The organism is Flavobacterium sp., assembly GCF_044361015.1.
Taxonomy (GTDB): domain Bacteria; phylum Bacteroidota; class Bacteroidia; order Flavobacteriales; family Flavobacteriaceae; genus Flavobacterium.
Genome location: NZ_JBIKJL010000003.1, coordinates 1 through 12,910 on the forward strand (window position 1 = coordinate 1; position 12,910 = coordinate 12,910).

Genomic DNA, 12,910 nt, shown 5'->3' on the forward strand with positions numbered 1-12,910 from the left:
GACGTTACAAAATACAACCAATAGGAAGATAGTTTTGGTGTCATAATCGGAACGGTATAAATCCAGTTTTTGAAACCCCTCGTTTTTGCATACAACTGCATCATTTGTTTATAGGTCAGTACATTTGGTCCGCCAATATCAAAGGAGTCGTTGTAGCATTCTTCTTTTAACAAGACACCCATTAAGTATTGAATAACATCACGTATAGCAATAGGTTGTGTTTTTGTTAAAACCCATTTTGGAGTAATCATCAAGGGTAATTTTTCACACAAGTCTCGAATGATTTCAAATGATGAACTTCCGGAACCAACAATTATTCCGGCACGAAGCACAGTGATATTGAAGTTTCCTTGGTATAATATATTTTCAACATTTTTGCGTGATTGCAAATGTTTGGAAAGTGTATGATTGTTTACAATACCACTCAAATAAACCACTTGTTTAACACCAATGTAGCTCATATAATGATTGAAGTTTTCAGCTGCCTTCGATTCCATTGTATCAAAAACCTGAGTAGACGAAGACATGGAGTGAATAAGGTAATAGGCAACATCAATAGCTTTAGGAAAGTTGTCAAAGGTAACTTCCTCTAAAAAATCTACTTCCCAAATAGTAATAGAGTCCAAGGTAGTTTTGTCTAGTGCTAAGCGATTTTTATCGCGAACACAGCAAATGATTTCGTGGTTTTGAGATAAGAGTTCAGGCAACAATCTTCGGCCCACATATCCATTGGCACCCGTGAGTAGGATTTTCATTATCAGTTATTTTTCTTAAAGGTAGTAAGAAAAATGATAGAACAATCGTTAAATTGTTTTGAAGATATTCACCACAGAACTACTGATATATTGCACACCAATTGCAATAACAATAAATCCGATGATTCTTGAGATGGCAACGATGCCCGAAGCTCCTAATATTCTGGAAAGGTAATGAGCACTTTTTAGAATAAAATAGATCACGACTGCGACTGCTAAAATGGAGACAACGGCAATTATTTTTTCACTGATTTTGGTGTAATCTTGGTAAAAAGCGATCAAAAGTGAAATGGATCCCGGTCCAGCCAGCATAGGAATAGCTAAAGGAGTAAGAGCAATTTGGTTACGTGTTTGGGCATCGCTTTCTACTTTTTTGTTCACTCCACGTGTTTTACTAAAATTTCCGGTGAGCAATGAAAAACCGGAACTTACGATGATTAGACCACCGGCAATTCGGAGAGCATCAATACTAATTCCAAAAAACTTCAATACATATTCACCAATAAAAAAGGAGATAATTAGGATAATAAAAACGTTCAACGAAGTTAATAATGAAACACGTGAACGTTCTACTTTGGTGTAATCTTGGGTCAATCCCACAAAAATAGGGACAGCTCCCAACGGATTTAATACAGAAAACAAAGCTGCGAAAATGTAAATAAATAGTTCCATCGTTTTTTTGCAAAAATAAAAATAACCTAGTTTTTGATAGGTTACCAAATCAATAAAACAAAGTTACTATAAATCGTCAATATACGTAGGAGAATTTTCAGCTTTAAATTGATTTAATTTTTCCATGAAACTATTCACACTTTTATTTTTTGGAGGAGCATCAATAGAAATAAAATGATGATCCATGTGAAGCGTTACACTATTTCCGGGTTTAAAAATAACTAATTTATAAAACGGAATTACAAGCGAAAAGGTCTCTAATAGAGACCGAAAGCGAATAATTATCCCATTTGGGCGTAACTCAATATTGCAAAAATTACGGTTATTATCATAGGATAGAAGCGTAGCAATCTCTTCACTGGTTTTAATGATGTCTAATCTTGGAGAGCCAATACCATTTAATTTAATATTATCGATTAAACCAAAAGGATTTCCAACCAAATCATTAATGGCTTGATTTATTTTTTTTTCGTTGTAAGAAGTGTTTACCAGCATTTTAATTTTTCAATTGGTGAATTTATCAATTAGTCAACCTAGCATTTTGTGTAAAATTAATCAAATAAATTGTTTGATTCCAGTGAATTAATAAAGGTTTAAGAGTTGTTCTATTTATAAAATTGGATGAAGTTTGTAAAAAGCATTACCTTTGTGAAATAGAATAATACGATGAAAAAAACTTTAGTTATTGGAGCTTCCACAAACCCCGAACGTTATTCATTTATGGCAATTAATAGTTTATTGAAAAAAGAACATTCGGTAGTTGCTATCGGACAAAAAGTTGGAGAAGTAGCAGGGGTGAAAATTCAAACTAAACAGATTCCTTTTAAAAATATCCATACCGTAACTTTGTACTTAAACCCAAAACGACAACGCGATTACTATAATTATATCATTGGTTTACAACCCAAAAGAGTGATTTTTAATCCAGGAACAGAAAACCCGGAGTTTTATGCGTTGTTAGGGATTAATAACATTAAAGTGGAGGTGGCTTGCACGTTGGTTTTGCTTTCAACGAATCAGTATTAAGGGTTGTCGGTTGTCTGTTGTTTGTTTTCTGAAAACTGCGACTGAAAACTGAGACTGAAAACTTTTTTACCGTTTACGAATGAGCATTAATCCCAGAAAGGTTAACAATCCATTCACGATTAAGATTTCAAAACCAAAAGCAAAACCGAACCAAGATTCGCTATACAAATTCAGAATTATCGACGAAAAAACGGCTGTGATTGCTACAATTGGCACCCATTTGTCTTTTACATTCCATTTGGTGAATAGTCCAAAACTATAAAGTCCGAGTAAAGGACCATACGTAAATCCGGCAAATTTCAATACTTTATCAATAATACTGGCATCTTCGACAAAGTATTTAAAACAAAGAATAACAATAATTGAGATAAAGACAAATAGTTTATGGATTTGTTTTCGAATAACAACTTGTTTAATGGAGTCATATTTCTTTTCGATTTCTAAAATATCAATACTAAACGAAGTTGTCAAAGAGGTCAAGGCACTATCTGCACTCGAATAAGCCGCAGCAATTAATCCCAAAATAAAGAAAAAGGCAACGCTAACACCCAAATATTCATTTGCTAAAATGGGGAAAAGTTGATCTTTGTGTGTATCTATATTGTATTTGAGTGCATATTCCGTAAACAATAATCCTAAAACTAAAAACAAAAAATTCACGAAAGTTAGTACAATGGTAAACCAAAACATATTCTTTTGAGCATCTTTCAAACTTCTACAGGTAAGGTTTTTTTGCATCATGTCTTGATCTAGTCCGGTCATTACTATTGCTATAAAAGCTCCGGATAAAAACTGTTTCCAGAAATAGTTAGGAGAACTGATGTCATCAAAAAAGAAAGTTTTGGAAAAATCACTTTCTGCTATGAAACCTGAAATGGTTGAGATATTTAAACCTAAATCCTGCGAAACAATAACGATGCAAAATACCACAGAAGCCAACATGAAAAAAGTTTGCAACGTATCGGTCCAAATAATGGTTTTGATACCCGATTTATTGGTATAAACCCAAATTAGTAAAATTGTAATAGAAACGGTAGCCCAATAAGGGAAATTTAATTTGTCAAAAACCAATGTTTGTAATACATCTGCCACTAACATCAAGCGAAGATTTGAACCAACAGTTCGTGAAATAATAAAAAACCAAGCTCCTGTTTTATAAGAATTACGGCCAAATCGGTCACCTAAATAAGAATAAATGGAGGTTAAGTTTAACTTATAGTATAAAGGCAATAATACGGTTCCAATAATGAAATAACCAACAATATAGCCCAATACCAATTGAAAATAGACAAATTGAGATGCTTCTACTTTTCCGGGTACGGAGATAAAAGTTACACCCGAGAGCGAAGCACCAATCATTCCAAAAGCAACCAAATACCAAGGGGAGTTTTTATTGGCTTTGAAGAAAGCATCATTCCCTTCATCCTTTTTACTGATGAAATAGGAAATCAGAATTAAAAGTCCAAAATAACCTAGAATGAGAATTAAAATTGATATTGGCTGCATAGGAGATTAAAATTTTTGTGAAAATACAAAAAGGAAATTAATTTATAATTTTATAATGGACTAAAAATTAAGAGTGAAATGCTATAAAAATGCTTTTGAAAAATGTATTTTTGCACCGATGGAATTTTCTTCAAAATTATTAGAAAAAGCTGTAAATGAAATGGCTCAATTACCTGGAATAGGTAAAAGAACAGCTTTGCGATTAGTTTTACATTTATTAAAGCAACCTAAAGAGCAAACTCAGTTTTTGTCGGAAGCCTTAACAAAAATGAGAGAAGAAATAAAGTTTTGTAAAGGGTGCCATAACATTTCTGACAAAGAAATTTGTGAAATTTGTGCCAACGAAAAGAGAAATCACCAAATTATTTGTGTTGTAGAGGATGTGCGTGATGTGATGGCAATTGAAAACACCGGACAGTTTAAAGGAATTTATCACGTTTTAGGGGGTAAAATTTCTCCAATTGATGGAGTAGGACCAAGCCAATTAAACATTGTTTCATTAGTTGAAAAAGTCAAGGCTCAATTAGTGAAAGAAATTATTTTCGCCTTAAGTTCAACGATGGAAGGGGACACAACGAATTTTTACATTTACAGACAAATTAAAGATTTAGAAGTCAAAACATCAACGATAGCAAGAGGAATAGCAGTAGGAGATGAATTGGAATACGCCGATGAGATTACTCTAGGAAGAAGCATTCTAAATCGTATTCCGTTTGAAAACACGATGAAGAACAATTAATTATAACACTACATTTTTTTGTAATTACATTTGAAAAACTATCTTTGTTTGCTAAAATTTTTAAAATGAACAAAATCAACCTATTTATATTTTTTATACTACTGCTTTTTTTAAGTTCATGCGTTCCCACTAAGGATTTGACTTATCTTCAAGATAATGGGCAAATTAAAGATTCAATTGTTGTTAATCAATCAGTTAGAAAGCCATATCGAGTTCAAACAAATGATATCTTAATGATTAATATTAAAACTATTGATCCTAAGGTATCAACAATGTTTAAACCATCAGATAGAACGCAAAGTATTAACAATGAACAAACTTTATTTTTTGAAGGTTATACAGTAGATGATCACGGGAATGTAAGGATTCCGGTTTTAGGAGAGATTAATGTAATTGGAAAAACAACAGAAGAGATTCGAATTTTAATTGAAAAAAGATTGTTAGAAGAATATTTCAATATTGAAGCGAATTTATTTGTCTCCGTAAAAATTGCCGGAATGAGATATACCATCAATGGAGAGATTAAAGCACCGGGAACAAACACACTTTTTGTTGAAAATGCAACTATAATGGATGCAATTTCAAACTCTGGAGATATTACAATGACTGGCGATCGCAAAAATGTAATTGTAGTCAGACAATACCCGCATGGAGTGGAAATGCATAAAATTAATTTGTTGGATAAAAAAGCACTTGAATCCCCTTATTATTATTTACAACCAAATGATTTTATATTAGTAAATCCTTTAAAACAAAAATCATGGGGAACCGGAACAACCGGTATTCAATCCTTAACTACAATAATATCTGTCCTTTCTTTGGTCACTACTATTATAGTATTAATGCAGTTATAATTTATAGACAATATGCTTGAATCTAAAGATTTTTCAATTTTTGAAAACCAATTAAAATTTGATTTTAAAGGCTTTATAATAAAAACAGCAGGCTATTGGAAATGGTTTCTGATAAGTTGGATTGTAGCTTTTTTAATAGCTTATAACGTAAATATCAGAAAAGAGAAAATCTATAAATTAGAAACGACCATAGCGCTTAAGGAGGAAAACAATCCTTTTTTTACATCAAATACAAGTTTAGTCTTTAATTGGGGAGGAACATCGGATCAAGTACAAGGATTAGCTTCTACATTTCGTTCAAGATCTCATAATGAAATTGTTGTAAATAACTTGGATTTTTATATTGACTATTTGTCAAAAGACAAGTATTATATGAAAGATGTCTACGGAGATGTGCCATTCCAAGTTGTATTAGATAAAGCCAAGCCACAATTGTTAAAAACATTAATAAAAATAAAATTTATTAATGATTCACAATTCGAGTTATCAATAAATTTTGAAAGTGAAAATTCCGAGTTAATAATTTACGAAACCAATTTTTCTTCAAAGAATAAAAATAAGGTAGGGGGTTTTAAAGGAAAGTTTACTATTAATCAAGATATTAATCTCCCTTTTTTGAATTTTAAATTGGTAAAATCCGATTTTATTGGGGATTATCGAGGGAAAGAATATTTTATTAAATTTAATAATTTTGATGAAACTGTATCAAAATATAAAGAAATTAAAGCTGTTTTAGATAAAAATGCACCTTCTATCATAGAATTAAGTCTTGAGGGCACTAATAAAAATAGGGTGGTAAAATATTTAAATGAGACTGTCCAAACTATGATTAAAATGCAATTGGACAGAAAAAATCAATTTGCTACAAATACCATAGCTTTTATTGATAGTACTTTAATTGCTATGGAAAAGCAACTTAAAGATAATGAAAATGAAGTAAAAAATTTCAGTAAGAATAAAGATTATTTTCAAATTAATAATGGTGGACAACAAGCCTCAGGAAAACTTCTTGAATATGAAGTGGAAAGAGATGGAGTTAATAGAAAAATCGCCTACTATAATTCATTAAAAAATTATTTGTTAAAAAGTGTTGATTTTTCAAAACTTCCAGCACCCACTGTCGCAGGAATAGATGATCCGAATGTTATACAAAATGTTTCAAAATTGATAACATTATCAACCCAACGTTCTGAAATGGGTTATACTATCAAAAACCCAAAAATGTTTAAAGATTTAGATAATGAAATTGAAGCTCTTAAAAAGGTGCTTTTAGAAAATATTTCTTCTGTTAGGATTTCTTTAGAGTACGATTTAAAGTTAGTAAATGACAAAATCAGTAAATCAGAAGCAACTATTAGTAAACTCCCTGCAGAACAACAAGAGTTGCTTAAAATCAATAGAAAATATGATTTAAACAATGAAATATTTACTAGTTTTTTAGAAAAAAGAAACGAAGCGAATATTGTAAAAGCTGCTAATTTAGCCGATATCCATTTTATTGATCCAGCCAAAGATATTGGTGGAGGACAAATTGGACCTAATACTAAAGTAAACTATGTATTGGCTTTTTTTCTTGGATTATTTATTCCACTTATAGCTATATTGACTATTTTCTTTTTAGAAAATACAATTCTGAGTATTGAGGATATTAGTAAATTAACTACTATTCCAATAATAGGAATTGTAGGGGTTAAACAAACTAAATCAAATTTAACAGTTTTTGAGAAACAAAAGTCATCTCTATCAGAATCATTTAGGGCAATTCGTTCTTCCTTACAATTTATGTACAAGAAAAACAAAATTGATGGCTCTAAAACATTAATGCTAACTTCATCGATAAGTGGAGAAGGAAAAACATTTTGTTCCATTAACGTAGCAACTGTATTTGCTTTGAGTGAAAAGAAAACTGTAATCGTAGGATTGGATTTACGGAAACCCAAAATTTTTGATGATTTTAAAATTAAAAATGAAATTGGAGTAGTAAATTATTTAATTGGTCAATATTCATTAGATGAAATAATTCAGCAAACTCACATTCCTTATTTAGATGTGATTACTTCAGGACCTGTTCCACCAAATCCATCTGAATTGTTGATTGGGGAAACGATGGATGAGTTGATGAAGTCCTTGAAAGAAAAATATGACTATATTATTTTAGATACGCCTCCGGTTGGTTTAGTTGCAGATGCGATTGAATTAATACCTTATGTAGACGCAACATTATATATCATAAGACAAAACCATACTAAAAAGGAAATGGTTAATTTGTTGAATAATAGAGTACAAAGAGAAGAATTGAAAAATGTTAGTATCGTTTTCAATAGTTTTGAAAACAGAGCAAAATACGGAACAGGCTTCGGCTACGGCTACGGCTACGGCTACGGTTATGGATACATTTATGGTAACTATTCGAATGGTTATAACGATGACGACAAACCAAAAACATTACTTGATAAAATCAAACATAAATTTAGAATAAAAAAATGGAAATAATTAATAAGTATTCCGTTTTAATTACAGGAGGAGCCGGTTTTATTGGTTCTAATTTGTGTGAATATTTTTTAAATAAAGGATATGATGTAATTTGTCTGGACAATTTTGCAACCGGACATAGGTATAATATTGAACCATTTTTTAAGAACCCTAAATTTGAATTGATTGAAGGTGATATAAGGAATTTAGAGACTTGTAAACTAGCAGTTACGGGGGTAGATTATGTTCTACATCAAGCGGCATTAGGTTCAGTGCCGAGGTCAATTAATGATCCGATTACATCAAATGAAGTGAATGTTTCCGGATTTTTAAATATGTTGGTTGCAGCTAGAGATGCCGGAGTGAAACGGTTTATTTATGCAGCGAGTTCTTCTACTTACGGTGATTCTGAAGCATTGCCTAAGGTGGAGGATGTGATTGGAAAACCACTATCTCCCTATGCGATTACTAAATATGTGAACGAATTATATGCTGAAATTTTTAGTAGAACCTATGGTTTAGAAACGATTGGATTACGATATTTTAATGTTTTTGGAAGACGACAAGATCCCAATGGAGCTTATGCGGCCGTTATTCCAAAGTTTGTGATGAAATTGATGAAACATGAAAGTCCGGTGATAAATGGAGATGGTCTATTTTCAAGGGATTTCACGTATATTGACAATGTGGTGCAGATGAATGAATTGGCCATGCTGTCTGATAATCCGGCAGTGAGCAATACGGTTTATAACACGGCCTATGGCGAAAGAACCACTCTTAATCAGATGGTAACGCTTTTAAAAGACTATTTATCCAAGTTTGATTCAAAAATTGCTGAGGTAGAGATTGTTTATGGTCCGAATAGGACCGGTGATATTCCTCATTCTTTAGCAAGTATAGATAAAGCAAAAAGATTATTGCATTACCATCCGAACTATTCCTTTAGTGAAGGACTGAAAGAAGCGGTAGATTGGTATTGGCATAATTTAATATAATTTCAAGAATAATAAAATGAATATTACAAAGATTTGTTGTATTGGTGCCGGTTATGTAGGTGGTCCTACGATGGCTGTGATAGCCCAAAAATGTCCACATATTAAAGTTACGGTTGTTGATTTGAATGAAGAACGCATTGCAAAATGGAATGACCCTAATGTAGAAAATATTCCTATTTATGAACCTGGTTTGAGTGATGTGGTGAAAGATGCTCGTGGGCGAAATTTGTTTTTTTCAACTGAAGTTGACAAGGCCATCGACGAAGCTGAAATGATTTTCATTTCTGTGAATACCCCTACCAAAACTTACGGTTCAGGTAAAGGATTGGCGGCCGATTTAAAATATATTGAATTATGTGCCCGTCAAATTGGCCGTGTTTCTAAAACAGATAAAATTGTAGTGGAGAAATCTACCCTTCCTGTTAGAACTGCAGAGGCCATCAAAAGTATTTTGCACAATACCGGAAACGGGGTGAAATATCAAATTTTATCCAATCCGGAATTTTTAGCTGAAGGAACTGCTGTAGAGGATTTATTTAGTCCGGACAGGGTTTTAATTGGTGGTGATGCTACTCTGGAAGGAGATAAAGCCATTCAATCGCTGGTTTCAATTTATGCTAATTGGGTTCCCAAAGAGCGTATTTTAACCACTAATGTTTGGTCTTCTGAATTGTCAAAATTAGTAGCCAATGCCTTTTTAGCACAACGTGTTTCTTCCATCAATGCTATTTCTGAGTTATGTGAAAAAACAGGTGCAGATGTTAACGAAGTTTCCAGAGCTATTGGTATGGATAGCCGTATTGGTTCTAAATTTTTGAAATCATCCGTTGGGTTTGGGGGTTCTTGTTTTCAAAAGGATATTTTAAATTTGGTTTACATTGCTAAATCGTATGGGTTATACCAAGTGGCAGATTATTGGGAACAGGTTATTATTATGAATGACCATCAGAAAAGCCGATTCGCCAAAAATATTGTCACTACTTTATACAATACGGTTGCCGATAAAAAAATCACTTTTTTAGGTTGGGCTTTTAAGAAAGATACTAATGATACCCGTGAATCAGCTGCGATTTATGTAGCCAATGATTTATTGTTTGAACAAGCCAAATTAGCGGTTTATGATCCCAAAGTGTCTCAAGAACAAATGCTCTTCGATTTGAATTATTTGCAATCAAGATCGGAAGCTGAAAACAGTAAGTTTGTTAAAGCTATACTTAATCCTTATGAAGCCTGTAAAGGAGCTCATGCCATCGCCGTTTTAACGGAATGGGATGAATTTAAACACTATGATTGGGAGAAGATATATCATGATATGAACAAACCTGCCTTTATTTTTGATGGTAGAAATTTGTTAGACAAAGAAAAATTAACAAAAATTGGTTTTAAATACCAGGCTATAGGGTCATAATAAAAAATTGAAATGAGTATAAAAATTGGAGTAATCGGTTTGGGATATGTTGGATTGCCATTGGCAAGACTTTTTGCTACAAAATATCCAGTGGTTGGATTTGATATAAACCAAAAAAGAGTGGCTGAACTCAATTCGGGAATAGATAATACGCTGGAAGTAGAAGAAGCATTATTGAAATCCGTTTTAGTGAAGGAGCCGTTAACAGCCAACGGGCTTTTTTGTTCGACTAATCTAGAAGATATCAAAGACTGTACTTATTTTATCGTTACCGTTCCAACTCCGATTGATAAAAACAACAGACCAGACTTAACGCCACTTTATAAATCGAGTGAAACGGTAGGTAAGGTGTTAAAAAAAGGGGATATTGTGGTGTATGAATCGACCGTATATCCCGGTGTAACAGAAGAGGAATGTGTGCCCGTTTTAGAAAAAATAAGTGGACTAAAATTCAACGTAGATTTTTTTGCCGGATATTCTCCGGAACGGATTAATCCCGGTGATAAAGAGCATACCGTTGAAAAAATACTGAAAGTAACAGCAGGTTCTACCCCTGAAATAGGTATTAAAGTAAATAATTTGTATGGATCTGTCATTACAGCCGGAACGCATTTAGCTCCCACTATCAAAGTGGCTGAAGCGGCCAAAGTAATTGAAAATTCGCAACGTGACATCAATATTGCTTTTGTGAATGAATTGGCTAAAATATTCAATATGTTAGGGATTGATACCCATGCTGTGTTGGAAGCAGCCGGTACTAAATGGAATTTTCTACCTTTTAAACCCGGTTTAGTTGGAGGTCATTGTATTGGTGTTGACCCGTATTATTTAGCTCAAAAAGCACAAGAAGCGGGTTATCATCCTGAAATTATTTTAGCCGGAAGACGGTTAAATGACAGCATGGGTGAATATGTTGCTTCACAAGTAGTGAAATTGATGATTAAGAGAGGGATTACTGTGAATAAAGCCAAATTGCTTATGCTTGGAATCACTTTTAAAGAAAATTGTCCGGATGTGCGTAATACAAAAATTGTTGATGTCATTGCTGCTTTAGCGGATTATGGCATTGAAGTTTTAATTTTTGACCCTTGGGCCAACCCAGCTGAGGTGAAACATGAATATAATCTTATTACCTCTACTCAATTACCGGAGGAAACTTTTGATGCGATTGTATTAGGTGTTGCACACAAAGAGTTTTTAAATTTAAATTTCCAAAATTTAAAAGCGGCTAATAGCATTGTTTATGATGTTAAAGGCATTTTAAAAAATCAAGCAGACGGAAAATTATAAGGTATGAAGAAAATTCTAATTACCGGAGGAGCAGGTTTTATTGGTTCACATGTTGTGAGACGTTTTGTGACTAATTATCCAACGTATCAACTTTTTAATTTGGATGCCTTGACCTATGCCGGAAATTTAGAAAATATTGCCGATATAGAGCATTTACCCAATTATACCTTTGTAAAAGGCGATATTACAGATGCCGATTTTATTACTGCCTTTTTTCAAAAGGAACAATTTGAAGGTGTTATCCATTTGGCGGCTGAATCTCATGTGGATCGTTCCATTACAGATCCGTTGGCTTTCGTGAAAACGAATGTGATTGGCACCATGAATTTATTGAATGCTGCCCGTGAAATTTGGAAGAATGACTTTGCCGGGAAACGCTTTTATCATATTTCTACCGATGAGGTGTATGGCTCTTTAGGCTCCACCGATTTGTTTACTGAAACAACGCCGTATGACCCTAATTCTCCTTATTCTGCTTCCAAAGCCAGTTCGGACCATTTTGTTCGTGCTTATGGCGAAACTTATGGTTTGCCTTATGTGATTACCAATTGTTCCAATAATTACGGTCCTAATCATTTTCCTGAAAAACTAATTCCACTTTTTATTCACAATATAATTACTAATAAGCCTTTACCGGTTTATGGTGATGGAAAATATACTCGTGATTGGTTATATGTTCTTGACCATGCCATTGCGATTGATTTGGTTTTTCATCAAGGAGGAAACCATGAAACCTATAATATTGGTGGATTTAATGAATGGCAAAATATTGACTTAGTGAAATTGTTGTGTCAAAAAATGGACAAAAAATTAGGAAGAATGCCAGGAACTTCTTCACAATTGATCACTTATGTGAAAGACCGTCCCGGACATGATCTACGCTATGCCATTGATGCCTCAAAAATAAATACTGAATTGGGTTGGAAACCCTCTGTTACTTTTGAAGAAGGATTAGAGCAAACTATTGATTGGTACTTGAACAATGAAGTTTGGCTTCAACATGTCACTTCCGGAGATTATCAAAAATATTACGAAAAACAATATTCATAACCATCACCAGAATATTGAGTTGAGAATTGTTTTGATTGGAACGTTTTAAAATAAAAAAATAATGAGTGAGGCATTGGAAAAGTATAATAATGAGCGTATCACCCGTTAGGTTTAAAAAATAATTATAGCTATATCTATAACTT

General features: G+C 33.0%; 12 protein-coding genes. 8 read left to right on the forward strand and 4 right to left on the reverse strand.

The annotated features are described in order from the left end of the window. From ACIQ2Z_RS01795 to ACIQ2Z_RS01805, 3 genes are all read right to left on the reverse strand, one after another. Positions 1-755: NAD(P)H-binding protein (locus tag ACIQ2Z_RS01795; RefSeq protein WP_396182456.1), on the reverse strand; the 755-nt coding region annotated here is incomplete at its 3' end. A gap of 48 nt (positions 756-803) precedes the next feature. Further along, positions 804-1,427, reverse strand: a complete 624-nt coding sequence (locus tag ACIQ2Z_RS01800) for a MarC family NAAT transporter (RefSeq protein WP_396182457.1) — start codon at positions 1,425-1,427, stop codon at positions 804-806. 66 nt (positions 1,428-1,493) lie between these two features. Beyond that, the gene (locus ACIQ2Z_RS01805; RefSeq protein ID WP_396182458.1) at positions 1,494-1,922 is read right to left on the reverse strand and encodes a hypothetical protein; all 429 of its coding nucleotides are present in this window, start codon (positions 1,920-1,922) and stop codon (positions 1,494-1,496) included. A 171-nt stretch (positions 1,923-2,093) separates the two neighbouring features. Between ACIQ2Z_RS01805 and ACIQ2Z_RS01810 the strand changes: the two genes are divergently transcribed. Beyond that, a complete protein-coding gene (locus tag ACIQ2Z_RS01810) occupies positions 2,094-2,453 on the forward strand; it encodes a CoA-binding protein (RefSeq protein ID WP_396182459.1) in 360 nt (119 codons plus the stop codon). A gap of 66 nt (positions 2,454-2,519) precedes the next feature. Here the strand turns inward: ACIQ2Z_RS01810 and ACIQ2Z_RS01815 are convergent, their stop codons facing one another. Then, positions 2,520-3,959: a sodium:solute symporter gene (locus ACIQ2Z_RS01815; RefSeq protein ID WP_396182460.1), complete on the reverse strand. Its 1,440-nt coding sequence runs from the start codon at positions 3,957-3,959 to the stop codon at positions 2,520-2,522. Between the two features lie 118 nt (positions 3,960-4,077). On the opposite strand from ACIQ2Z_RS01815, the gene recR reads away from it, so the two are divergent. The 7 genes from recR to rfbB all read left to right on the forward strand — a co-directional run bounded on the left by recR (position 4,078) and on the right by rfbB (position 12,767). After that, positions 4,078-4,698 (forward strand): recombination mediator RecR, encoded by a 621-nt coding sequence (gene recR / locus ACIQ2Z_RS01820; protein WP_396182578.1) that lies wholly within the window; start codon positions 4,078-4,080, stop codon positions 4,696-4,698. A 65-nt stretch (positions 4,699-4,763) separates the two neighbouring features. Further along, positions 4,764-5,552, forward strand: coding sequence for a polysaccharide biosynthesis/export family protein (locus tag ACIQ2Z_RS01825; protein WP_396182461.1), 789 nt, complete (start codon positions 4,764-4,766; stop codon positions 5,550-5,552). A gap of 12 nt (positions 5,553-5,564) precedes the next feature. Then, positions 5,565-8,045, forward strand: coding sequence for a polysaccharide biosynthesis tyrosine autokinase (locus ACIQ2Z_RS01830; protein ID WP_396182462.1), 2,481 nt, complete (start codon positions 5,565-5,567; stop codon positions 8,043-8,045). Next, positions 8,036-9,019 carry an SDR family oxidoreductase gene (locus ACIQ2Z_RS01835; protein ID WP_396182463.1) on the forward strand — a complete coding sequence of 328 codons (984 nt, stop codon included), beginning with the start codon at positions 8,036-8,038 and terminating at the stop codon, positions 9,017-9,019. Before ACIQ2Z_RS01830 ends, ACIQ2Z_RS01835 begins: the two co-directional genes overlap by 10 nt. Positions 9,020-9,035: 16 nt before the next feature. Continuing rightward, positions 9,036-10,427 (forward strand): UDP-glucose 6-dehydrogenase, encoded by a 1,392-nt coding sequence (locus ACIQ2Z_RS01840; protein WP_396182464.1) that lies wholly within the window; start codon positions 9,036-9,038, stop codon positions 10,425-10,427. Between the two features lie 12 nt (positions 10,428-10,439). After that, positions 10,440-11,717 (forward strand): nucleotide sugar dehydrogenase, encoded by a 1,278-nt coding sequence (locus tag ACIQ2Z_RS01845; protein ID WP_396182465.1) that lies wholly within the window; start codon positions 10,440-10,442, stop codon positions 11,715-11,717. Positions 11,718-11,720: 3 nt separating this feature from the next. Continuing rightward, positions 11,721-12,767, forward strand: a complete 1,047-nt coding sequence (rfbB, locus tag ACIQ2Z_RS01850) for a dTDP-glucose 4,6-dehydratase (RefSeq protein ID WP_396182466.1) — start codon at positions 11,721-11,723, stop codon at positions 12,765-12,767. Positions 12,768-12,910 lie beyond the last annotated feature (143 nt).

Coding starts and splice junctions, on each gene's coding strand:
- ACIQ2Z_RS01800 (WP_396182457.1), bottom strand. CDS start 1,427: ATGGAACTATTTATTTACATTTTCGCAGCTTTGTTTTCTGTATTAAAT.
- ACIQ2Z_RS01805 (WP_396182458.1), bottom strand. CDS start 1,922: ATGCTGGTAAACACTTCTTACAACGAAAAAAAAATAAATCAAGCCATT.
- ACIQ2Z_RS01810 (WP_396182459.1), top strand. CDS start 2,094: ATGAAAAAAACTTTAGTTATTGGAGCTTCCACAAACCCCGAACGTTAT.
- ACIQ2Z_RS01815 (WP_396182460.1), bottom strand. CDS start 3,959: ATGCAGCCAATATCAATTTTAATTCTCATTCTAGGTTATTTTGGACTT.
- recR (WP_396182578.1), top strand. CDS start 4,078: ATGGAATTTTCTTCAAAATTATTAGAAAAAGCTGTAAATGAAATGGCT.
- ACIQ2Z_RS01825 (WP_396182461.1), top strand. CDS start 4,764: ATGAACAAAATCAACCTATTTATATTTTTTATACTACTGCTTTTTTTA.
- ACIQ2Z_RS01830 (WP_396182462.1), top strand. CDS start 5,565: ATGCTTGAATCTAAAGATTTTTCAATTTTTGAAAACCAATTAAAATTT.
- ACIQ2Z_RS01835 (WP_396182463.1), top strand. CDS start 8,036: ATGGAAATAATTAATAAGTATTCCGTTTTAATTACAGGAGGAGCCGGT.
- ACIQ2Z_RS01840 (WP_396182464.1), top strand. CDS start 9,036: ATGAATATTACAAAGATTTGTTGTATTGGTGCCGGTTATGTAGGTGGT.
- ACIQ2Z_RS01845 (WP_396182465.1), top strand. CDS start 10,440: ATGAGTATAAAAATTGGAGTAATCGGTTTGGGATATGTTGGATTGCCA.
- rfbB (WP_396182466.1), top strand. CDS start 11,721: ATGAAGAAAATTCTAATTACCGGAGGAGCAGGTTTTATTGGTTCACAT.